Source organism: Novosphingobium sp. 11B, assembly GCF_054589055.1.
The window spans coordinates 1-21,542 of record NZ_BAAILP010000019.1 but is presented as its reverse complement, the minus strand read 5'-3'; the positions used below and the strand labels follow the sequence as shown (position 1 = coordinate 21,542).

The 21,542-nt window shown below is 64.2% G+C and carries 17 protein-coding genes; 6 read left to right on the top strand and 11 right to left on the bottom strand.

Annotation, left to right across the window (positions count from 1 at the left end; genetic code table 11):
• Nucleotides 1–81 precede the first annotated feature (81 nt).
• Together ACYPYD_RS01730 and ACYPYD_RS01725 are read right to left on the bottom strand one after the other, a co-directional pair.
• A complete protein-coding gene (locus ACYPYD_RS01730) occupies nucleotides 82–2,850 on the bottom strand; it encodes a bifunctional aconitate hydratase 2/2-methylisocitrate dehydratase (protein WP_459661842.1) in 2,769 nt (922 codons plus the stop codon).
• 195 nt (nucleotides 2,851–3,045) lie between these two features.
• Nucleotides 3,046–3,801 carry an SDR family oxidoreductase gene (locus ACYPYD_RS01725; protein ID WP_459661841.1) on the bottom strand — a complete coding sequence of 252 codons (756 nt, stop codon included), beginning with the start codon at nucleotides 3,799–3,801 and terminating at the stop codon, nucleotides 3,046–3,048.
• Nucleotides 3,802–3,872: 71 nt separating this feature from the next.
• On the opposite strand from ACYPYD_RS01725, the gene ACYPYD_RS01720 reads away from it, so the two are divergent.
• Nucleotides 3,873–4,538, top strand: a complete 666-nt coding sequence (locus ACYPYD_RS01720) for a TetR/AcrR family transcriptional regulator (protein WP_459661840.1) — start codon at nucleotides 3,873–3,875, stop codon at nucleotides 4,536–4,538.
• Here ACYPYD_RS01720 and ACYPYD_RS01715 read toward each other — a convergent pair.
• From ACYPYD_RS01715 to ACYPYD_RS01705, 3 genes are all read right to left on the bottom strand, one after another.
• Nucleotides 4,520–4,759, bottom strand: coding sequence for a hypothetical protein (locus ACYPYD_RS01715; protein WP_459661839.1), 240 nt, complete (start codon nucleotides 4,757–4,759; stop codon nucleotides 4,520–4,522). The two genes, ACYPYD_RS01720 and ACYPYD_RS01715, sit on opposite strands and share 19 nt — an antisense overlap.
• A gap of 113 nt (nucleotides 4,760–4,872) precedes the next feature.
• The gene (locus tag ACYPYD_RS01710; RefSeq protein WP_459661838.1) at nucleotides 4,873–7,596 is read right to left on the bottom strand and encodes a TonB-dependent receptor; all 2,724 of its coding nucleotides are present in this window, start codon (nucleotides 7,594–7,596) and stop codon (nucleotides 4,873–4,875) included.
• Nucleotides 7,597–7,741: 145 nt separating this feature from the next.
• Entirely contained in the window at nucleotides 7,742–8,791 is a 1,050-nt protein-coding gene (locus ACYPYD_RS01705) for a tyrosine-protein phosphatase (RefSeq protein WP_459661837.1), read from the bottom strand.
• Between the two features lie 319 nt (nucleotides 8,792–9,110).
• On the opposite strand from ACYPYD_RS01705, the gene ACYPYD_RS01700 reads away from it, so the two are divergent.
• Nucleotides 9,111–10,268, top strand: a complete 1,158-nt coding sequence (locus ACYPYD_RS01700) for a TetR/AcrR family transcriptional regulator (protein ID WP_459661836.1) — start codon at nucleotides 9,111–9,113, stop codon at nucleotides 10,266–10,268.
• 111 nt (nucleotides 10,269–10,379) lie between these two features.
• On the opposite strand, the gene ACYPYD_RS01695 is transcribed toward ACYPYD_RS01700, so the two are convergent.
• From ACYPYD_RS01695 to ACYPYD_RS01685, 3 genes are all read right to left on the bottom strand, one after another.
• Nucleotides 10,380–10,580, bottom strand: a complete 201-nt coding sequence (locus ACYPYD_RS01695) for a hypothetical protein (RefSeq protein ID WP_459661835.1) — start codon at nucleotides 10,578–10,580, stop codon at nucleotides 10,380–10,382.
• Nucleotides 10,581–10,641: 61 nt separating this feature from the next.
• A complete protein-coding gene (locus tag ACYPYD_RS01690) occupies nucleotides 10,642–11,511 on the bottom strand; it encodes a 3'-5' exonuclease (protein ID WP_459661834.1) in 870 nt (289 codons plus the stop codon).
• A 49-nt stretch (nucleotides 11,512–11,560) separates the two neighbouring features.
• On the bottom strand, nucleotides 11,561–12,529 hold the full coding sequence (locus ACYPYD_RS01685; protein ID WP_459661833.1) for an outer membrane protein assembly factor BamB family protein: 969 nt from the start codon (nucleotides 12,527–12,529) through the stop codon (nucleotides 11,561–11,563).
• 187 nt (nucleotides 12,530–12,716) lie between these two features.
• On the opposite strand from ACYPYD_RS01685, the gene ACYPYD_RS01680 reads away from it, so the two are divergent.
• From ACYPYD_RS01680 to ACYPYD_RS01670, 3 genes are read left to right on the top strand one after another with little or no spacing between them, the layout of a single operon-like run.
• On the top strand, nucleotides 12,717–14,009 hold the full coding sequence (locus tag ACYPYD_RS01680) for a tyrosine-type recombinase/integrase (protein WP_459661832.1): 1,293 nt from the start codon (nucleotides 12,717–12,719) through the stop codon (nucleotides 14,007–14,009).
• Nucleotides 13,999–14,484, top strand: coding sequence for a hypothetical protein (locus ACYPYD_RS01675; RefSeq protein ID WP_459661831.1), 486 nt, complete (start codon nucleotides 13,999–14,001; stop codon nucleotides 14,482–14,484). Before ACYPYD_RS01680 ends, ACYPYD_RS01675 begins: the two co-directional genes overlap by 11 nt.
• A gap of 47 nt (nucleotides 14,485–14,531) precedes the next feature.
• A complete protein-coding gene (locus ACYPYD_RS01670; protein ID WP_459661830.1) occupies nucleotides 14,532–15,032 on the top strand; it encodes a hypothetical protein in 501 nt (166 codons plus the stop codon).
• A gap of 516 nt (nucleotides 15,033–15,548) precedes the next feature.
• On the opposite strand, the gene ACYPYD_RS01665 is transcribed toward ACYPYD_RS01670, so the two are convergent.
• The 3 genes from ACYPYD_RS01665 to ACYPYD_RS01655 form a co-directional block, all read right to left on the bottom strand.
• Nucleotides 15,549–16,484, bottom strand: a complete 936-nt coding sequence (locus ACYPYD_RS01665) for a glycerophosphodiester phosphodiesterase family protein (protein ID WP_459661829.1) — start codon at nucleotides 16,482–16,484, stop codon at nucleotides 15,549–15,551.
• Between the two features lie 105 nt (nucleotides 16,485–16,589).
• Entirely contained in the window at nucleotides 16,590–19,100 is a 2,511-nt protein-coding gene (locus ACYPYD_RS01660) for a TonB-dependent receptor (protein ID WP_459661828.1), read from the bottom strand.
• Nucleotides 19,101–19,210: 110 nt separating this feature from the next.
• Nucleotides 19,211–20,347 carry an ROK family protein gene (locus ACYPYD_RS01655; protein WP_459661827.1) on the bottom strand — a complete coding sequence of 379 codons (1,137 nt, stop codon included), beginning with the start codon at nucleotides 20,345–20,347 and terminating at the stop codon, nucleotides 19,211–19,213.
• A gap of 131 nt (nucleotides 20,348–20,478) precedes the next feature.
• On the opposite strand from ACYPYD_RS01655, the gene ACYPYD_RS01650 reads away from it, so the two are divergent.
• Nucleotides 20,479–21,468 carry an MFS transporter gene (locus ACYPYD_RS01650; RefSeq protein WP_459661826.1) on the top strand — a complete coding sequence of 330 codons (990 nt, stop codon included), beginning with the start codon at nucleotides 20,479–20,481 and terminating at the stop codon, nucleotides 21,466–21,468.
• Nucleotides 21,469–21,542 lie beyond the last annotated feature (74 nt).

The following is a 21,542-nucleotide window of genomic DNA, read 5'->3' as shown; positions in this document are numbered from 1 at the left end:
ATGCGAGGTGCATGCGCCGCCATTTTCATAACCAATGCGTCCGGTCCGGCTTGGTCAGCCGGACCTTCGACACTACGCCGATCAAGCCGCCGTCTGGGCCGGAGCGAACTTGGTCAGGTCGATGCCTTCAACGGCCGCCTTGTACTCGTCCGCGCTGGGCGTGCGGCCGAGGATGGTCGAGAGCACGACCACCGGGGTCGAGGCGAGCAGCGATTCGCCCTTCTTGTTCGCGGTGTCCTCGACGACGCGGCCCTGGAACAGACGGGTCGAGGTGGCGAGGACGGTGTCGCCCTTCGATGCCTTCTCCTGGTTGCCCATGCACAGGTTGCAGCCCGGGCGCTCGAGATAGAGGATGTTCTCGTACTCGGTGCGGTTGGCGGTCTTCGGGTTGATGTCGTCGAATTCGAAGCCCGAGTACTTCTGGAGGATTTCCCAGTCGCCCTCGGCCTTGAGTTCGTCGACGATGTTGTAGGTCGGCGGGGCGACGACGAGCGGCGCCTTGAATTCGACCTTGCCCTCGGTCTTCTCGATGTTCTTGAGCATCTGGGCGATGATCTTCATGTCGCCCTTGTGGACCATGCACGAACCGACGAAGCCGAGGTCCACCTTCTTGGTGCCGCCGTAGTACGAGACCGGGCGGATCGTGTCGTGGGTGTAGCGCTTGGAGACGTCCGGGTTGTTGACGTCCGGGTCGGCGATCATCGGTTCATCGATGATGTCGAGGTCCACGACCACCTCGGCGAAGTACTTGGCCGAAGCGTCCGGCGACAGCGCCGGCTTCTCGCCCGAGCGGATCTCGGCGATGCGGGCGTCGGCCTTGGCGATCAGGCCCGCAAGGGTGCCTGCCGCGTTCTCCATGCCCTTGTCGATCATGATCTGGATGCGCGACTTGGCGATTTCCAGCGAGCCGATCAGGGTCTCGTCGTCGGAGATGCAGATCGAGGCCTTGGCCTTCATCTCTGCGGTCCAGTCGGTGAAAGTGAAGGCCTGGTCGGCCAGCAGCGTGCCGATGTGGACTTCGATGATGCGGCCCTGGAACACGTTCTCGCCCGCGCACTGTGCCAGCATCTGCTGCTGGGTCGCGTGGACGACGTCGCGGAAGTCCATGTGGGGCTGCATCTTGCCCTTGAAGGTCACCTTGACCGACTGCGGGATCGGCATGGTCGCCTCACCGGTGGCGAGCGCCAGCGCGACGGTGCCCGAGTCCGCACCGAAGGCGACGCCCTTCGACATGCGGGTGTGGCTGTCGCCGCCGATGATGATCGCCCAGTCGTCCACGGTGATGTCGTTCAGCACCTTGTGGATCACGTCGGTCATCGCGTGATACACGCCCTTCGGATCACGCGCGGTGATCAGGCCGAAGTTGTTCATGAAGGACATGAGCTTCGGGATGTTCACCTGGGCCTTCTTGTCCCACACCGAAGCGGTGTGGCAGCCCGACTGGTAGGCGCCGTCGACCAGCGGCGAGATGACGGTGGCCGCCATCGCTTCCAGTTCCTGCGCGGTCATCAGGCCGGTGGTGTCCTGCGAACCGACGATGTTCACCTTGACGCGCACGTCCGAACCGGCATGCAGCACCTTGCCCGGGGTGACGCCCACGGCGTTGCGGTTGAAGATCTTCTCAACAGCGGTCAGGCCCTGGCCCTCGACGGTGAGTTCCTTGTTCGGAGCGAACACGGTGGGTGCCTCGACGCCCAGCGTTTCAGCCGCGAAGGTCTGGAGTTTCTTGCCGAAGACGATGGCGTAGGAACTGCCCGCCTTCATGAACTCCATCTTCTGCGGGGTGAAGGCGGCGGCGACGTCGACCAGTTCGTTGCCGGCTTCGTCGGTCAGCTTCTTGTTCTTGACGTCGATCTTGAGGATCGTGCCGGTCTCGACCGAGAACTTCTCTTCAAGCACCGGGTTGCCGTCGTTGTTGAGGATCGGCTTGCCGTCCTCGCCGATCTGCTTGACCCAGTTCTTGAGGTTGATGCCGATGCCGCCGGTCACGTCCACGGTGGTCGCGAAGATCGGCGAGATGCCGTTGGTGCCCGCGACGACGGGGGCGTAGTTCACGAAGGGAACGTAGGGGCTGGACTGCTTGCCGGTCCACAGCGCCACGTTGTTGACGCCCGACATGCGCGAGGAGCCGACGCCCATCGTGCCTTTCTCGGCGATCATCATCACGCGCTTGCCCGGGTGCGCGGCCTTGAGCGCCACGATCGCCTGCTGGCCTTCGGGCGAGATCATGCACTGGCCGTGCAGTTCGCGGTCCGAACGCGAGTGCGCCTGGTTGCCCGGCGAGAGCAGGTCGGTCGAGATGTCGCCTTCACCGGCGATGAAGGTGACGACTTCGATCTCGTCCTCGACGTCGGGCAGCTTGGTGAAGAATTCGGCCTTGGCGTAGCTTTCCAGCACGCCCTTCGCCACGGCGTTGCCGGCCAGAAGCGCGTCGCGCAGGCGGAACATGTCGGCGTCGTAGAGGAACACCTGGGTCTTGAGCACTTCGCCCGCCTCGGCGGCGATGGCCGCGTCATCGCCGAGCGCGATGTCGAGCAGCACCGAGATCGAAGGACCGCCCTTCATGTGCGAGAGCAGTTCGAGCGCGAAGGCCGGGGTGATTTCGGCGACGGTGGCTTCGCCGAGGATGATCTTCTTGAGGAACGCCGCCTTCACACCGGCCGCGCTGGTGGTGCCGGGAAGCGTGTTGTAGATGAAGAACTTGAGAGCGTCGGCGCGGTATTCGCTGCCGGTATCCTCGATGAGGGTAATGATTTCCGCGATGAGCGCGCCGTCGTCGATCGGCTTGGGCGCGAGCCCCTGATTTTTCCTGCTTTCGATTTCGGCGAGGTAATCTAGGTATAGGCTCATCGTGATCCCTACGTCATGGAGTGGGCGGGAGCCACCATGACAGGTATCGTTGACCGGCCTAGTGGCTGATGCGGCCCCGGTACGCCAACCGGGGCCGACTGGCAAGGCACCGAATGCCTAGGAAAACGGCATTTTCAAATCTGCTTCAAATCTGGGTGAAGCCACTCGGAGAATGTCCGCTCCCACCCGAGTGGCCTATTCCCCGTTCGCCCAGGCTATGGCATCGGCGCCCGCCGGCAGCACCATGGGGCAATCCGCATCGGTCGCGGCGCGGTAGACCGCCTCCGCCACGTCCCGCGCCGTGGTGACCGGGCCTTGCCCCGCGCTCTGCATCATCGCCAGCGTCTCGCCCGCGAATGCCGCGTAAGCCTCGGGAAAACCGCCCGCTGCGGCGATCTGCTCCTGCGCGGTCGCCGCGAAGGCGGTCGAGGGGGCCATGCCGGGCATGACGGTCCGGGCCTTGATCCCGAACTGCGCCAGTTCGAGAGCGACCGATTCCGTCAGCGCATTCATCGCCGCCTTGCTCGCGCGGTAGACCGACAGCAGCGGCAGAGGCTTGTAGAGCGAACTGGAACTGACGTTGACGATCATGCCGGAGTGCCGCTCGCGCATGCCGGGCAGGACCGCCTGCATCATCGCGATCGTGCCGAACAGGTTCGTCTCGAAGATGCCGCGCACCGTGTCCAGCGACGTGCCCTCGAGCGCATTGAGCCAGCCTATGCCCGCATTGTTGACGAGCACCTCGACCGGCCCGGCCTGCGCCACGGCATCGGCGATGCTGGCCGGATCGGTGACGTCGAGCGCCAGCACCTGCATCCTCTCGGACACGGACAGGGTGTTGGCGGCGGGATTGCGCATGGTCGCGGCGACATGCCAGCCCTTTTCGTGGAAATACTCGGCGATGTCGCGGCCGAACCCGGTCGAACTGCCGGTGACGAGAACTCGGTTCATCATGAAGCTCCTTGCGGGGAACGTTGGGAGACCCCAAGATATGAACGATCCTTCAGTTTCGGAATTCGCATATGAATCGGCCCGCACCCGACCTTCTCAAGCCCCGGAAAACCCCGCAACAGGCGCGCTCTGCCGTGACGATCGAGGCGATCCAGGTCGCCACCATTCAGGTTTTGCTGGCGGACGGAGTCGGGCGGCTGACGACCACGCGGGTCGCCGAGCGCGCCGGGGTGTCGGTGGGCACGATGTACCAGTATTACCCGCATAAGCAGGCGCTGCTGTTCGCCCTCGTCGAGCGCCAGTTCGCGATGATCGAAAGCGCGATGCGGGACGCGGCCGAGCGCCTTGCCGGAAGCGACCTGGAGACTATCGCCAACGGCCTCGCCATCGCCTGGCTCGATGCCAAGATGGCGGACCGGGTCGCATCGCGGGCCATCTACGCCATAGCGGCCGAGTTCGACATGTCGCAGCACATGAAAAGAGCCGCGACATGCATGACGGGGATGATCGAGGACCTGCTGGCCGCCGCTCCCGGCGCCAAGTTCGCGGACCCGGCCTCGGCCGCATTCATGCTCGCGGCGCTGCTGGGGGGATCAGTGCGCGTGGTCATGGAGGCGGAAGGCTCCGAAGAAGCCTTCGCCTGCCTGCGGCGGGAACTGCCCCGGGCCTGCCACGCTTATCTGATAGCGGCCGGTGCGGGCGTGGCGGACATTATGGATCAGGCCGTAGGTGGATAGGGATGATGGCCGAAGACCCACTGAGGCCGGGGCGAACTATTGCTTTCGATCAGAAGGACCTGCGCCTCGCTGCCCTGCATGCCGATCTGGTGCGCGGCGTCGATCGCGCGGTTGAGCGCGGCCTTCTGGCTGGCGAAGACGTCGAGAGCGACCCCGTGCAGGCTGACGGCCCATTCGAGACCGCGACGGAAAACATGGAAATCGTTGCGGGACGTGGTCATCCGAGCTTCCTTTCACATATTTTCGATCGAAACCCAGCCGCGCGACTGCGGCGGGATGACGACCTGAGATATTCTCAAGTTATTTGATTGAGAATATCTGTCAAGCCCATCGCTCAGAAGATGCGCCGCAGTGACAACAGGATCGTGCGACCCATCGGATCGAGATAGTCGCGCTGGTAGGCGTAAGGCGTCACGCCGGTATCGTCGGTGACCTTCTGGCGCTGGTTGAAGAGGTTTTCCACCGACAGGCTCACCCGCGTGCCCCGTGCCCAGTCCTTGCCCCGGAAGCGGTTCTGGAGATTGGCGAACACACGCAGGTCCACCGTCGCCAGCGAGGCAAAATGCAGGTTGCCCGAGGCCGAGGTGCTGCCGGTGACGTCCGCCGAACTCTGCCAGTTGCCCTCCAGACGCAGGCCGAGGCCGTCGTCGATCAGGCCGAGGCTGCCCTGCACCTTGTGACGCGGCGTGGACGAGCCGGTGATCGTGCCGCCGTCAAGCAGGTCGATCGTCGGCCCGCCCTCGGTCAGCTGGACGTTCTGACGCAGCACCCAGGTGTGGTAGAGCGAGGCGAGCAGACGCACGCCGTTGTCGCCGCCTCCGCCGAAGCCCCTGCCGCCGGGACTGCGCGGACCACCTCCGAAGCCGCCCGGACCGCCGCCGGGACCTTCTCCCGGGGGAGGCCCCATGCCGTCAGGCGGCGGGCCCATGCCATCGGGCGGCCCCATGCCATCGTCGCCGCGGTCGCCCGGCGGTCGCCCGAAGCCCGGAGCCTCAGCGGCGCGTTCACGCTCGCCGTTGACGGTGATTTCGTTGCCAGTGCCCTCCTCGGGGCCGCGCCCCTCGGCCAGACGCTCCTCGCCGGAGGGCGGTGCGGGCGGTGCCTCTCCGTTCGCTTCGCTTCGGCGGCCCGCCCCCCGCGCGCCCCACGTACCCGCAGGCGGGCGCGGCGGACGCGTAGGCTTGCGCAGCTGCGCCGAAAGGTTGAAGCCCCAGCGCACCTGCTCGCTGCGCTGGCGGTAGACGTTGACCGGCCGCGCATCGACCGACAGCAGGTTGCCGTCCTCGTCGCGCACGAAGCGGTCGGGATAGGCGTCCTCGACCGCCTGCGTCACGCCGCCCAGCGATAGCACCGCGTTACGGTTGCGACTGTTGACGTAAGTGGCGCTGAAATTGAGCTTGGGCGTGCTCAGCACCTGTGCGTTAAGCCCGAGCTTGAAGCTGCGACGGTCGTCGGCCTTGAGGTTGGGGTTGCCGCCGGTAATCGCGGTCACCAGCACGGTCTGGCCGGTCACGTAGTCGTAGACGCGCTGGTTGCTGGTGGTCACCGTCGGATCGCCGAGATTGGCAACGGTGGGCGCGCTGCGGTCCTGGTTCATTGCCGCGATCACGGTGATCCCGTCGCGCGGGCGCCAGTTGAGGCCATAGCCGAAAGTCGCAAGGCTGCCGTAGTCGGACACTTGCGTCACCCCCGCATTGAGGTTGACGCTGAGCGTCCCGATCGCGCCGAGCACGCCCCTGCTGCGGCTGGTAAGCGGAATGTCGACGCTCAGGCGCGCGCTGCCGTTGGTGCGATCGGCATCGCCGCTGCTCGCCATGCCGTCCCGCACGCTCGTGGAGGACTGCGCGGTGAAATCGCCCCCCAGCTTCAGGCTGACGCCAAGGTCGCCGGCGGGCAGCGGCAGCACCTTGCCCGAGAAGAGCATGCTGGCGCTGCCGGTGTCGGAGTTCGACTTCGCGCGATTGACGATCATGTTCCCCAGCAGCGCGGGCGAAAGCGTGCCATAGGGATCGACGCCCGCGCTTCCCGCATCGAGGGCATCCTGCAGCGTCGTCACGTCATAGCCGTTGTCGGCCCGCGTCTCCGATTCCGAATGCGCGTAGCTGCCGATCACCGAGAGCTTCCAGCGGGTCGAAAGATCGACGTTGACCGTGCCGCCCGCCGAGACACCGCCGGTGTTCACCGCCTTGCGCAGCGGGTCCTGCGAGAGATAGCGGTTGAACGTGTTCTCGGTGCCGTCCGCATAGGGGCTGTCCGCCGGGACCGTCAGCTCCCCGGTCGCCAGCCCGTCGAGCGAGCGGCTGGTCTGGTACGTGCCCTTGACGTTGAACGAGGCGGTGGCATTCGAACTCAGCTGGTGTGCAAGGCTGGCGCCCAGCGCATAGCTGCGGGTCGATGCCTGGACGGTGCGGTAGTCGCTCTCGCCCGAAATGGAATCGACGGGGGTGACGGTGCTGTCCGGATCGGCGGTGATGTCGCGGTCACTTTCGCGGATCGCGGCCTGGCTGGTCGCCTTGCCGGTGATGTTGAGCCGGTCGTTGTCGCGGATCTTGGTATAGGTGAAAGCACCCGTGCCCTGCCCGCCGCCGCCCTCGCCCGACATGCCGCCGCCCAGGTTCACGACCTTGGACTGGAAGCGCCGCTTGAGGATGATGTTCACCACTTTCGACTGCGCGTCGTAGCCGTACTTGATCGCGACTTCCTCGGGCAGGATATCCACGCGCAGCACGGATTCCACCGGCAGGTCACCGACTTCGTTGACGCCTGAGACTCGCTTGCCGTTGACCAGCACCACCGGCCCGCTCGAGGCATCGCGCCCGGCGATGCTGGTGGTCTGGTCGGCCAGTTCGTCGAGCAGTTCGGCGATGGAATCGACCCCGTAGGAGGCGATCTCGGCCTGGCCCAGCTTGTTCTCCGGCGGAATGTCGCCAATCACCGCGCCCGGCAGGGCCTGCCCGGTAACGACGATGTCATCCCCGTCGCCGGAACTCACCTGAGCCGGCGCTCCCCCGCCCGCCTGAGCAGCCTGCTGCTGCGCCTCGGCTCCCTGCGGCGCCATGATCGCGGCGGACGTAAGCAAGGCGCCGAATGCGCGGTGACGGAGCGGGATGCAAGGTGCGGATGCCATGCACCGCGGTTAGGGCGGCGCAGTCACGCCGCCCATCCGCAAATAGTGAGAAATTGTAATCAGCCGTCGCAGGTCATCAGTCCAGCATTGTCTTGCGCAGCTTCGCGAAGTCCGCATCGGTGAAGCCGAGCGTGCGCAAGTAGGCTTCCGAACCGCCGTACTGCTTGTCGAGGTACGTGAAGAACTGCGCCAGATGCGAGGCACCGGAGGGCGTATAGAGCGGCTCCGCCTTGCGCGGTTTGCCGTCCTCGCCCGCAACGTAATACTTCAGGATCGGGTTGTTCGGATAGTCCTTGGGGTCCACCTTGGGCATCTCGAACTGCGGGCGGCGCAGCTCGGTGGAGAGATGGTAGTCCTTCAGGACCGTCTCGCGATCAACGCCAAGCACGTCGTAGAGCAGCGCCGTCGCCATGCCGGTGCGGTCCTGCCCGGCCGAGCAATGGTAGACCACCGCGCCCTCGTCAGCGATCAGGCGGCGGAACAGCGAGCGGAACTGCGGCGCCAGCATCTTTTCCATGCCCGCATACATGTTCTCGCCGCCACCCTGGCCCATTTTCGCCATCAGCGGCTTCAGCGAATAGTCGTTGGCGATGAACAGCGCGCCGACCTTATCGTCGAGCTGGTCCGGCGCGATTTCGCGCTCCTCGATCGAGCGCAAGTCGACGACGTTGCCGATACCCAGTTGTCCGAGCAGCGCATAGTCCGCATCCGTCAGCAGCGGCATCGCGCCCGAGCGGAACGCCTTGTCCCACTTCACCGTATGCCCGTCCTTGGTGACGTAGCCACCGACATCGCGGAAGTTGCTGCCCTGCTCCAACGGCAGCACTCGCTCAGCGACGACGGTGCGGCCCTTGCCGCCTTTCCCTTCGAGAATCACGTAGCGCCGGTCCGTCGCCGCGATCGGCAGCTTCAGCACGCCGTCCTTGCTGGCGCCGGCAAAGCGCTGATCGCCCTTGTCCAGCACGGTGTCGGCGCTGATCCACACCGCTACCGGAGCAGTATCGTCGCGCTTCAGTTCCACGGTCGAAGCATCGAGGCGGGTCAGCGTCGCCAGCTCCCGCGCCACGACGGGCGAGCCTGTCAGCAGCAGAGCGGTCAGCAAGGCAGTCGCGGTGATCTTTCGCATGGTATTTGTCCCGGTCAGTAATGGAGGAGGACGCCGAACAGGTAGCGCGCTGGAAGGCGGAATCTCTTGTGGAACAGCGTGCCGATGCCGACGATATCTTCCTCGGTCGTGGCAGATAGAACGAATGTATGTCCGTTGAATGACACTTTTCCGGCAATACCACAACGGTCGCAACACGCGGGTATCGCTCGATCGCTGGCGCGTTGTCTGCTACGGGAGCGGGACAGCCAGTCGGGCCTTCACTATCATGAGCGCCATGAAAGCCGCGGAATCATCGTCATTCGACCGGTTTATCACCGTAGTCACAGGGCAATGGGAAATGCTCGGCGCAGCGGGTATGTCCGCCCGCCGGATCAGTGGGCTGACCGAAGCGCCGGTCTCCTCGATCTACCATCACTTCGGGTCTCTGGAACACTTGTTGCTGGCCTCGCAGCGGCAGTGTCTGGTCGAGGCGAAGCTGTGGTGCGACCGCCAGTGCCGCCAGGTCGACGGGCTGGACGCGTCGCCCGCCGCCTTCGCAGGATTCTTTGCGCAGATCACCGACGGTTGGTGCGAGGAGCAGCGCGGGCTGGCCTTCGCCTGGCGCGAATGCCAGCTGCTTGCGCACCAGTCCCCGCTCTTCGGCGATGCGGCGCGGGAATGGGCCGCCTTGTGGCAGCGGTTCTGGAGCGAGGCGGGCCGGCGCTTCGGCCTCGGTGCGGGCAGCATCGTTGCGCAGCGCGTGTTCGAGAACGAGAGCTTCTTCCACATGATCCGCTGGCGGCGCCTGGTCGACCGCGCCGCGCTCGACGAAACCGCCCGTACGCTCGGCGCATGGCTGACCGGCACTGCCCTGCCCGCTGCGCCCTGGCGCGACTTCGCGCGCGAGGCGGCCCTGCGCTCGATGCCCGTGCTGCCTGACCGGGACGAGACGGCCGCCCACATCGTGGAAACCGCCGCAAGGATCATCGACGAGGACGGGCTCGTCCGCCTCACTCACCGCGCCGTCGCCGAACGCACCGGGCTGACGCTGGGCACGGTGTCACACAAGTTCCGCACCAAGCCCGCGCTGCTCGAAGCGGCGTTCGAGGGGCTCTACCGCGCCAACGTCGAGCGCCTGCAGGCCGAAGCCCCCGCGCGCGATACGGCTCGTGATCTGGCCGACGCTCTGGCCCGCGACCTGGCCGGGATGATGCAGCGCGGCGGCAATGCCCGGGGCCGCGACGAACTTCTGGTCGCCACCGCGCGCGATGCTTCGTTGCGCCAGTTCGGCGCCCAGCTGCGCTACTTGCGCGGCCGCACTTCACACGGCGCGCTGCAGGACCTTGTCGGCGCACGGCGGCAGGTCGGCGTCACCGAAGCAGCACTGTTCTCCGGCTTCCTGACGTCGCAACTGCGCGCCCATGCCGGGCATCCCGAAGAGATCGCTCCGCGAATCCGCAGCGAACTCGGCGTGATGGTGGGGCTGGCCCGCGACGTGCCGGGCGACGGCGCCTAAAGGCGGATTTCGAGCCTGTCATGCATGTGGATTTATGTCGGTCCATGTCGCCGCTTGCGGATCACGCCGCGATGACCGGCGCGATCCATTCCCCGCGGCGCGCAGCCTCGATCAGGCCTTGGGCGTTACCCACACCTCGACGGGCGCGATGAACTTGCCCGGCGCGGGCTTGCCGACATGGACGCGGTCGGCGGTGACCTGCTCTCCGTTTTCCAGGTGCACGGTAACCCACGGCTTGGGCATCCGCTCGAACTTCATCTTCTGGATCGGCTGACCCGTGCTCGAATTCATGATGGTGGCAATGATACTCATCGGCCGCCGTTAACCGCCTGTCCCTGCGTGCGTCCATCCGCGAGGCGGGGTTATGCCCGCTTCAGGTTGCCCGGCCGAGCCTTGCCCGCAGTGCGTCCTCGGACACGACGGCAACCGGTCGACCGGCCTCGCGAAGCTCCTGCGCGCGGAGATGCATCGGGCTGGCATCCACCCAACGGCCGTAGGGCTGCGCCTTGGCGATCACCAGCAAAGTGGTGGTCATGCCCACCGACCGCACGACCCGGCCACCCGCCGCCGCCACGGCAGCGGCGAGCTTGCCGTCGAGCGCTTCACCCAGGATTGCGACCCGCTCCCCGCTCAAGGGCCCCTCCGAGGCGGGCAGGGGCGGCTTGGGCTTGGCGCGCGCGGGCCTGGTCATCCAGCCCTTCAGGTCGATGCCGGTGTGCTCGATGGCTTTCACGATCACCATCCCGGCGGCGCGGGCATCGCTCAAGGCATCGTGATGCCGGTGCTCTATCCCGAGAAACCGTGCGAGCACGTTGAGACGATGGCTCGACAGCTGCGGCCAGGCCTGCTTGGCCACCCGGACGCTGTCCAGCCATTCGGTCTCGATGAGCGGATGCGCGCCCAGCCGGCATGCGGCGGCCAGAGCCCCTTTGTCGAAAGCCGAGTGTGCGACCGCAATCCGGCCGCTCAGATGCCCGTCGAGCACGGCATGGATTTCGCCGAAGGTCGGCTGCCCGGTAACATGGCCTGCGGTGATGCCATGGATGCCGATATTGAACGGGGAAAACTCATCACGAGGATCCACCAATGTCTCGTAGGCCATGACCTCACGCCCGTCGCGAAAGCCCACGATGCCGACCTGACAGATGCTGCTGACGCGCGAGCAGGCCGTCTCCACGTCGATAACGACGAAGTCAGGCGCATCCGGGGCGGTCGTCGGCAGCGATGGGATCGGCGAGGTCATGCCTCCACCCTAGCAAGCCGGTGCCTCCTGCGCGAGACACCCCCGAGCCCTATCGCGCTTTCGGCAATGCGAAGGCGACCACGCTGTCTCCCGGCGTCGTACCCATGTAGGCATGTCCGCCTGCCGCAATGACGACATACTGCCGTCCGGTCCTACGCGAAACATACGTGATCGGCGTCGCCTGCCCGCCTGCCGGCAGGCGGCCGCGCCACAACTCCCTGCCCGTCGCGGTATCGAAGGCACGCAGGTAGTTGTCGAGCGCAGCGCCGATGAAGGTCACCCCGCCCGCGCTGTTCGCAGAGCCGCCCAGGTTGAACGCCCCCGGCACCGGAATGCCCAGCGGTGCGGTATCGGCGGACGTGCCGAAGGTGCGGCTCCACGCGATTCTGCCGGTCTTCAGATCGACGGCGGCAATCTTGCCCCATGGCGGCGCCTCGCACGGAATGCCCAGCGGGGAGAGCATCGGCAGCAGGCTGACACCGTAGTTCGTGCCGTATTGCGGCAGATAGCCCGGCGCGTGCGAGTCCTTCGCCAAGGCTGGACGGTCGGTATCGGCTCCATGGCGGAACAGGCGTACCTCCTGAGGGATCGCCGCCGAATTGACGATCATGATCTGGCGCGCGGGATCGATGCTGACGCTACCCCAGTTGAGAATGCCAAAAGTGCCCGGCCACTGGATCATGCCGCGCTCGGAAGGCGGGGTGAACATGCCCTTGTAGTCGAGCGAGCGGAAACGGATGCGGCACCACATCTGGTCGATCGGCGTCGCCCCCCACATCCCCGCCTCCGTCAGTGGCGGCGGCGCGAAGGAGGCGAAACCCTTCACGTAAGGCTGGGTGGGCGAATAGCGCTCCCCCGGGAAGCCGCCGCGAGGCACGGCGCGCTCCTCCACGCCTGTCAGCGGACGGCCGGTGGCGCGGTCGAGGATGAAGATCTCGCCCCGCTTGGTCGGTGCGGCAAGCGCGGGTATCTTGCGGCGACCGACGGTGTAGTCGAACAGCACCGGCTGCGCGGGCATGTCATAATCCCTGCTAGAGAAAGCTTCACGATGCAGCATGCTGAACTACGCTCCAACATGATAAGATCTTGTTAAATCTAGCCTTATGGAAGCGTATAAAGAGTGCATTGTACGCCGTTGCTCGCCCGGACTTCCATCCGCTCGACTCTTATCTGGCCCCTAGGCCTTCTCCATCGAGGAGATTCAAATGCCCAAGCAGAAGCTTACGAAGCGATTTCTCGATGCCGCCGAAGTGCAGCAAAAAGCCTACGAACTTCGAGACACAGAGGTCCCGGGCTTCCTCTGCAAAGTCACTCCCGCTGGCTCCAAGATATTTATGCTGCAGTATCGGACTCTGGGAGGCCAGCGTCGCAAGCCTGCAATCGGTTCTTTCGGCGCGCTTACTGTCGAACAGGCCCGCGCAATTGCTCAGGAGTGGTCGGCACAAGTGCGCGCAGGAAAGGACCCATCGCTAGCCAAAAACCACGCAAGAAAGAACCCAACAATGCGAGAGTTCTGCGACGAATTCATTAATCGTTATTCAATCCCCAACAATAAGCCTCTCACAATTGTTGGGTATAGAGCGCTCTTCAGAAAACACATTATCCCCAGAATTGGGACGATCAAGGTAGATGAGGTGGCCAGAGCTGATATAGCTGACCTCATGCGGGATATGGCGCATGTGCCCATTTCGGCAAACAAGTCGCTCGACATCCTCAGATTCATGTTCAAATGCGCCGAGGTCTGGGGCCATCGGACCGACGGAACAAATCCCTGCAAAATGATTCCGCGCTATCCCGCAGGCAAACGCACGCGACTGCTCTCAAATGCAGAAATGAGGAAGGTCTTCGATTATTTAGATCGGGCGGACACGCTCGGGTTGGAACACCCAATTTATACCCTGGGTATCCGCCTTCAGTTCGCCTTCGCGGCTCGTATGTCCGAGATCACAAACCTGGAGTGGTCATGGATCGATTTCGAAGAACGTCGAGTAACTTGGCCAGACAGCAAGACCGGGCCGATTTCCAAGCCGATCAGCGCAGAGGCCTACCGCCTGCTGAAATCCGCTCCTCGTTTTGAGGGCTCACCCTTTGTCGTCCCGGGCACGACCAACTACATGAAGGCGCTAAAGCCCGGTCTGTACTGGCAAGCTTGGAAGCGTGTCCTCACAGCATGTGGGATACCGCATGTCGGGACACATGCCATCCGACATCGCACTGCAACGGACATCGCAAATTCAGGCGTTCCGTTGAAAGTCGGAATGGCTCTGACCGCCCATAAGGCCGTTACGGTATTCATGAGCTATGTCCATGCAGAAGATGCGCAAGTTCGAGCGGCGGCCGAACTTGTTTCAGAGCGAAAGTCGGCAATGCTAGCCGGGCCGCCGGTCGAGTGTACCGAACTCAAGCCTGCCGATAAATTTCGCAGACTATCGTCTGGAAAGAAAGGTGAAACGAGGAGAACTGCTGCCACCCAATGGAGAGCAGTCAATGATCGATGACGCTGACAAACCCTCGCGCGGGAGCGATTGGCATTCGTTACGATTCGTCAGAGAAATCGCTCCCCTTCCTCTGATTACCGCCCAGGAGGCTGAGCAACGTTTAGGCGTACGATTGCGCCGACCGACGCGCGAATGCGGGCGGCGCGTGATAATTCCCTACTTCAAGATGGGCGGCGCAATTCGATACGCCGAGCATGACATTGAGGTGTATTATAATTCAGTTGTAATTAGGCGCACAAATCCGCGATTTAAAAACGACCCTTTTGATGAAATTTCAACAAAGGGAATATTACTGGATCATCACGGAATGTCAGAATTCTTAACCCTCGATATCAGAACTATGTGGAAGCTCCGGCAGTTTGGTTACGGCCCGCAATATCAAACATATGGTCGCCATGTCCGCTATTTGCTCGAGGACATTATTTCCTGGCTCGGCAGATGCCGGCGTATGCACTCGCGACACCAAGACGAATAGCGTGACGCCGAGACTTAGCTCACTCTTCATCGAACAAAGAACATTATATGAAACATACATTCCACGACGAGATGAAGCCAATCGAACTTCGCTCTATGAAATTCTCTAAGGAAGCCCCCTTTCTTGGCCTTGTTACAGCCGGCGAGGCGGAACGTATATTAGGTCTACGAAAAGAAGACCTGTCGTATTCTCGAGTACGCGGCTTCGGGTTGCCGTATTTCAAGATCGGCCGTCCGGTCCGATATTGCTTGGCCGATATCGATGTCTACAAAAGCAAAATCGATGCGAGCGCCCCATCGCGAGAATATGCTGAAAACCCTTTCAGTGACCTTGTGGGTCGAGGACTGATCGTCGAGCCAAGAACGGCGAGCAGAATTCTCACCTTGAGCCATAAGCACCTGAGCGAACTGCGATCGTACGGCGGGGGGCCACGTTTCTTACGTTTCGGACATTACGTTCGGTACGCTGTCGACGAACTGATTATCTGGCTGATCGCGGGCCGCACGATTCACTCGTTGCACAGAGAGATACGTCGCCCTTTGCGATAGCTGCAACTGATTGGGCGCGGCTGTACGAACGCCGCGTTCAACATCCCCCAACAATTCTGCCCCTGACCGTGAACAGATTGGCTGTACGAAAGCAATGGTTACCGCTCGTCGCTGTCAGGTTCCCAGCCAACCAGGGCGGTGCGCCAGGCTATTCCGCAACCACCGTCGACCTCGATACTGGCGATGATATCGTCTTCGACAACATGTCCCATCAAATCAAAGCAGACTACCAGAGCGCGCGGCGTGTGGTGGCGTGAACTGCCCGGCGGAAATGCGCCCATCCAAGCCGCTCAGGTGGGAAAAAGGCGCGCCCGCGAGCGGTCGGTCCGCGTTTGACCGGGGCTGGGACAAAACCGCCGTTCCCAATCAGGCTGGGAACGGCGGTTTCCGACATAACCTGCCTTTGCGGACTGAAATTAAGCATGGCGGAACTGGCTATTTAAATCGCGAACCTCAAAACCCAAGCCGGGTTCTGAAAATCCTGCAACAATAGCCCACGATACCGCGATTTTTTTGTCAATGAGGCGCCTTTTCCCGCATCGCGAGCATCGCTTCCGGCTCGTCGGTCAGCAGCATCGAGGCGCCCTCGCGCACCAGCCGGCCCCACACCGCGTCCGGCGCGCGCAGGGCGTCCTTGTCGCTGCCCGCGCCGATGACGAAGTTGCCGTCGAGCATGTTGACCCACAGGCGCACGCCCAGCGATTTGGCGCGCTGCGCGATGGCGGGGAGCGCGCCGAGCGGCAGGCGGTAGGGCAGTTCGATGCCCACCGGCTTGGTCGTGCCCGCCATCTGCGCGGAGATCATCTCGGGGATGGCCTTGCCGCTGTTGTCGCCGTCCTGGGGGATGACCAGGAACGGCACCTGGTCGTAAGGCGCCATCGCCGCCAGCGGCTGCGAGCCGACGCCCATCCGGGTCTTGAGCGTTACGCGGTCCTGGGCACCGGCCTTGCGCACCGCCGCGATCACTTCTGGGTAGATCGGGTCCTTGACGTCGAGGTTCAGGGTGATGCGGCCCTTGGCGAGCGCCAGCATCTCGTCCAGGGTCAGGACCTGCTGGTCGGTGGCGGGGGCATCGGGGCCGCCTTCGTTTTGGCGAAGACGCAGGGTCCGGATCTGGGCCAGCGTAAGATCGGCGACCTTGCCGGTGCCCGTCGTGGTGCGATCGACGCTGTCGTCGTGCATGATGACGAGGTAGCCGTCCTTCGTCTCGCGCACGTCGGTTTCCATCATGTCGACGCCCATCGCGGCGCAGTGTTCGAGCGCCTGCACCGAGTTCTCCGGCGCCGGGCCGTAGCCGTGATGCGGTGCCGGTTCATGGCAGCCGCGATGCGCGACCACGACGAGCGAGCCTTGCGGGTTGCGGATGTTCGTCATGATCGCGGCGGGGCTGGCGGCATGGGCTGACGGGGCGGCAACGGTCAGCACGACCGCCGCGAAAGTGGCGCTTTTCATAGGGAATTTTCCAGGATCGAAGGGAATAGGGCCGCGCGCGGGGGCGGTGCGGCGGGTCGCGGCCCGGACGCGCGCGTCCGGGCCAACGCGTTCAGCGCGGTGCGATCACCACTTGAGGCCGAGGACGAAGCGCACGTTGCGTCCCCACAGCGGCCTGCCGAAGATCGCTTCGGGCGTGCCCTGGCCGGTCAGCGTGTCGCCGGCGGTGTTGCCTTCGGTGAAGCCGTGGGCATTGGTGATGTTGTCGCCTACCACCTGTAGGCTCCAGGGCCCGTGATCGAAGGTCGCGCCTGCGCCGAAGTAACCGTAGGCGGGCAGCGCGGTGGTGTTGGTCACGTCGACGTAGCGCTTGCCGACGTAATCGTAGCGGCCATAGACGCTCACATGGTCGCCGTTGCCGAGGGTGAAGTCCACGCTGGGGCGGATGTTGCCGTAGACCTTGGGCTGGCGGACGATCTGCTTGCCCAGCACATCGCCTGCGCTGGCACCGGTGGTGCTGGTGAAATTGATGTACTTGGGGTCCTGAACCGTGACGGCCCCGGCGATCGAGAACGGTCCCGCGATGCGGAGCAGGCCGTCCGCTTCCACGCCCTTGTCTTCCGCCGAACCCAGGAACGTGATCGGCTGGTCGCTGCGCCCGGTGACAGGGTTGTAGGTCGCGAAGCTGGCGTTGAGCGGGTCGAACTTCGTGTAGAAGCCGGTGAGGTACAAGTACGAACGGCCGAACACGGCCTTCACGCCGGCTTCGTAAAGCTTGGCCTTCGATGCGGTGTATGACGCCCCGGCAGAACCGACCACAGAGCCGTTGGCCGGCACTTCAAGCTGCGACGCGCGGGCATAGAGGCCGAAATTGCCGGTCAGATCGTAGTTGGCGCCGACCGTCCAGTTGGTCGCTTTGGGCTTGAATGTCGAATTGACGATAGCGCCGGTGAAGCCGCGTGTCGCGTTGTCCGCCAGCGTGGTGGCATCGCCCAGGTCGTAAGCCGCCGTAGTGCGCGAATAGCCGCTGTAGTCGTACCATTCGTGGCGCAGGCCGATGTCGATGCGCAGGCGGTCGGTCACGTCCCAGCTATCCGTGCCATAGACGGCGAGCATCCGTGCCTCGTATTTCCCGCCGATCAGCGAGGCCGCATCGGTCAGCGCGCCGTTGTCGGTGACGTATCCGCGCACCGAACCGTCCGAGCCACGGGCGACAAGGTCGAGGACCTGCGGCTGGTTGGCGACTTGCAGCAGATAGTTCTGGTACACCCCGAAGATCGTGCTGCCCCAGCTGGCGCCATACACGCCGACGCGAACGTCATGGGTGCCTAACGATGTATCGAACTTGCGCGTGACGCTGAGGTCGCCCTGGCCGGAATAGAACTTGGCGTCGGTATGGCGATACTGCGCCGAGAGGATGAGCCCGGATTCGCTGTTCGGGTCGTAGGCGGTGGCCCCGTTCGTGCCTGCGATGGCATAACCCAGCAATGCGACATTCCCGAAGGCTGTTTGTGCGGCAGACAGATAGCCGGCCGCGAAAGTATCGGCATCCTGCGGATTGGACGTGGTGTAGAGCGCATCGAAGGTCGAGCGGCCCTGCGTGTACCCGGCCTTGGCCGAGACATGCCATTCCCCGAAGTCGCCTTCGTAATCGACCTGGAGATTGCCGAAGCGCATGTGGCGGCCATTGGCAAGGTCATAGGTGTTGCCCTGAACCACGCCGTTGCCGTCACGATACGCGATGTTGGCCGCGCGCAGCGCCGGGGTGTCGAGCGTCCCGGTCAGCGAATTGAGATACGGGTTGAGGCTGACCGACGGATCGCGCGGGTCGGCGGTCGGCAGCGAGAGATAGAAAATGTTGCGGTCGTTGGTGTACTGGCCCGAAACCTTCACGAAGCCGTTGTCGAAGTCATGCTTCAGGTTGGCGCGGATCTGGCCGCCCCGGTCGGTCGGGAAACCGGCGTCGCGATAGCCGTCGTTCTGGCGCAGGAAGCCGCCGATGGCGTAATAGGTGTCCTTGCCCAGCGGGCCGGACTGGTAGGCATCGAGGCGGTAGAGCCCGCTCGTGCCCAGCGTCACCTGCGCCGCGCCTTCGGGTATATCGCTGCCGGTGCGGGTGATGACGTTGGCGATCGCCGCCGCGCCGCTGGCGTAGATCGGCGCCGGGCCGCCGCGCACCACTTCGACCCGCTGGGTCATCAGGTCGCTGCGGTTCATGCCGTCGCCCGAATTGAAAAAGTAGCCGTCCAGATCGTGGAACAGCGGCAAGCCGTCCTGCTGGAAATAGAGGTAGCCGCGATCGGTGGGAATGCCGCGCACGCGGGTGATGTTCTGCACCTCGCCGCCGGTCGATTCGACCTGGACGCCGGGAACGACGCTGAACAGCTGCGCCATGCTTTGCGGCGCGAGCTTCTTGATGTCGTCCTCCGACAGCGAGTTGACCGCGTAGGACACGTCGAAGCGTCGCTGCGCGCGGGCGGAGCCGGTGACGATGATGTCGGTCGGCTGCGCCTCGTCGGTCGAAGCCGGCGCGGACGGTGCTGCTTGCGCGGACGGTGCGGTTTGCGCGAACGCGGGCGCGGCCACGCACAGCGCGGCGGCGGCAACATTCAGGATCAGGATCGTCTTCGGTCGCATGGAACCCCCTTGAGTAAATTCGTTGAGGGCCCTCTCGCGGGGTTCTGTGACGGTTTTAATTGATTTCATGAAATTAAAGAGGCGGTGCATATCCGTGGAAACCTGGCGGCTCAGGAGTGCAGTCCGAGGATGTCGTGCAGCGGCGCGAGCGCGGCGCCCAGCACCACCGCCCGGCTGCCGAGGTCCGAGGCGTAGATGCGCGGGATGGGGGCGTAATAGCCGGCATGGAGAACCGCGCAGCGCGCCTCGACCCCGGCGGCGAGCCTTTCGAGCACGGGCTTGGGGATCGCCCCCGAGATGACCACCGCCCCCGGATCGAGCCAGACGACGCCGCTTTGCACCGCCGTCGTCAGCTGGTCGGCAGCGCTTTCGATCCAGGCATCGAAGACCGCGGCGTGGCTGTCCATCAGCCCGTCCAGATCGGTGAGCGAGGTCACCGTCGCGCCGGCCTTGCGCAGCGTTTCCAGAAGATTGATCCCCGACGGGCGATCGTGATCTCCGGGAAACAGCCTGCCGACTTCCCCGGCATTGTAAAATTCGCCCGCAAACAGGTCCCGTTCCGCGATCAGCCCGCCGCCCACGCCGTGCCCGAGGAAGAACACCAGCACGGAGCGATGACGGCTCATGATGTGGGGGCGATAATATTCGGCCAGCGCGGCGGCGGCGGCGTCGTTCTCGATCCACACCGGCATGTCGAGCACGTCGCCCAGCACGGTCTGCAGCGGGATATCGTTCCACGGCGCGATCCAGTCCACCACCCGGCGCCGGTTGCGATCGCCATTGAGCGCATAGCCCGCGACCGCCACTCCCAGCCCCAGGAAGCGGCCGCGCATGAAACCGCGCTCGGCCGCCAGCGCGCGCAGCCGCTCGTCCAGCGTGCGCGCGAAGGCCCGGGGATCGGTCTCAACGAACGGCTGCGAATCGGCGAACAGCACGTCGCCGCGAAAGTCGATGACGATCAGTTCCAGCCAGCCGGGATGCAGCGTCGCGCCCACCGACCAACCGCCATGGCCGCTGATGGCGACGGGGATGGTCGGCCGCCCCCGCACGCTTACCGGACTGGCGCCGTTCTCCTCAATCAGCCCCATCGCCGCGAGCTGCTGGGTCAGCCGCGTCAGCGTCGCCGCGTTGATGTCCAGCGCCTGGGCCAGATAGACGCGGGCGGTCGGGCCATGAATGCGCAAGTGCTGGACCACCCGGCGCTGGGCATCGCTGAGCAGGAGTCGGGGGCGGGTGAGGAGAGGCATGGATGCGCTGATATATTTTCACTGCGTCAAAAAAATGAAAGATCCACGATCTAGGGGCCACCGTCATGATCGCGCGCCGCGCCCCCCCATCTCCCGCCAGCCCCGCAGTACGCCCATCGAGCTTCCGCACGATGCTGGGCTACAGCGCGGGCAATCTCGGCAAGAGCTTCGTGTGGACCGCCTTCGAGAGCGTCCTGCTGTATTTCCTGGTTTCGCAGGCGGGCATGGAGCTGGCGAGCGCTGGAATCCTGCTCACGGGCCTGATGGTCTGGGACGGGCTGGCCGATCTCGCCATCGCCTACCGCACCGACCGGACCGGGCGCCAGGCCGGCCTGGCGAACCTCATACGCGTCGGCGCGCCGCTGTGTGCCGTATCCTTCGCGCTGATCTTCGCAGCGCCGGTCTTCGGCGGCATGCCCCTGACGGTGATCGCGGTGATCGCCGGCAGGATCGGGTACACGCTGTGCGACGTTGGGCACAACACCCTGCTGGTCCGCGTCGCATCGAGCGCGCGGAAAGGCAGCGCGGTGTCGGCGCTGCGCCTCATCTTCAGCGCCCTGGGCGCTGGCTGCGTCGGGCTGGCACTCACGCAAGTCCTGTGCACCCGCGACATGGGCGAGCAACATAATGCTTTCATTGCCTTCGGCCTTGTGGGGGCCGCAGTGTATTTCGCCACACTGCTCATTGCCCGCAGGGCCACGCTTCATCTGCCTGTCGCGTCGTCGGCCATGGCGGCGGCTACTCCTATCCCGGTGCTGGTGAAAAGAATGCTGTCGAACGCATCCTACCGACAGGCGCTTGGGGTTATTGCCATCCAGAGCGCACTTATCCCCTTCTTCACCCGCGCGCTGCCGTTCCTGGGTGTCGCTGCCTTCGACGACGCGGCATGGTCGGGATGGGCGCTGACGGGCGTTACGCTGGGGCAAAGCCTGTCTCTGCCACTGTGGATGCTTTTTGCTGCACGATGCTCTTCCCGCCAGATTCTGGTGATCGGGCACATGGGCATGCTTGTGTCCATGGTGGGCCTTGCGCTTACTTTCGAGATGTCTGCCGCAGCCGTGTTCCTTGGACTGCTAGCCTCTCCTATTCACCGGGGCGGTCAGGAGGGTTGGCGGGAGTAGCGTAAGGTTCTGTTCTGAAGTAGGAAATTGGGTGTCTAAGCCATCCCTTCTCCGGGACAGAAAAAGCCACGGGC

Coding starts and splice junctions, on each gene's coding strand:
- ACYPYD_RS01725 (WP_459661841.1), bottom strand. CDS start 3,801: ATGAACCGAGTTCTCGTCACCGGCAGTTCGACCGGGTTCGGCCGCGAC.
- ACYPYD_RS01710 (WP_459661838.1), bottom strand. CDS start 7,596: ATGGCGCCGCAGGGAGCCGAGGCGCAGCAGCAGGCTGCTCAGGCGGGC.
- ACYPYD_RS01700 (WP_459661836.1), top strand. CDS start 9,111: ATGCTCGGCGCAGCGGGTATGTCCGCCCGCCGGATCAGTGGGCTGACC.
- ACYPYD_RS01685 (WP_459661833.1), bottom strand. CDS start 12,529: ATGCCCGCGCAGCCGGTGCTGTTCGACTACACCGTCGGTCGCCGCAAG.
- ACYPYD_RS01660 (WP_459661828.1), bottom strand. CDS start 19,100: ATGCGACCGAAGACGATCCTGATCCTGAATGTTGCCGCCGCCGCGCTG.
- ACYPYD_RS01650 (WP_459661826.1), top strand. CDS start 20,479: ATGCTGGGCTACAGCGCGGGCAATCTCGGCAAGAGCTTCGTGTGGACC.
- ACYPYD_RS01675 (WP_459661831.1), top strand. CDS start 13,999: ATGATCGATGACGCTGACAAACCCTCGCGCGGGAGCGATTGGCATTCG.
- ACYPYD_RS01670 (WP_459661830.1), top strand. CDS start 14,532: ATGAAACATACATTCCACGACGAGATGAAGCCAATCGAACTTCGCTCT.
- ACYPYD_RS01690 (WP_459661834.1), bottom strand. CDS start 11,511: ATGACCTCGCCGATCCCATCGCTGCCGACGACCGCCCCGGATGCGCCT.
- ACYPYD_RS01655 (WP_459661827.1), bottom strand. CDS start 20,347: ATGCCTCTCCTCACCCGCCCCCGACTCCTGCTCAGCGATGCCCAGCGC.
- ACYPYD_RS01680 (WP_459661832.1), top strand. CDS start 12,717: ATGCCCAAGCAGAAGCTTACGAAGCGATTTCTCGATGCCGCCGAAGTG.
- ACYPYD_RS01715 (WP_459661839.1), bottom strand. CDS start 4,759: ATGACCACGTCCCGCAACGATTTCCATGTTTTCCGTCGCGGTCTCGAA.
- ACYPYD_RS01730 (WP_459661842.1), bottom strand. CDS start 2,850: ATGAGCCTATACCTAGATTACCTCGCCGAAATCGAAAGCAGGAAAAAT.
- ACYPYD_RS01705 (WP_459661837.1), bottom strand. CDS start 8,791: ATGCGAAAGATCACCGCGACTGCCTTGCTGACCGCTCTGCTGCTGACA.
- ACYPYD_RS01695 (WP_459661835.1), bottom strand. CDS start 10,580: ATGAGTATCATTGCCACCATCATGAATTCGAGCACGGGTCAGCCGATC.
- ACYPYD_RS01665 (WP_459661829.1), bottom strand. CDS start 16,484: ATGAAAAGCGCCACTTTCGCGGCGGTCGTGCTGACCGTTGCCGCCCCG.
- ACYPYD_RS01720 (WP_459661840.1), top strand. CDS start 3,873: ATGAATCGGCCCGCACCCGACCTTCTCAAGCCCCGGAAAACCCCGCAA.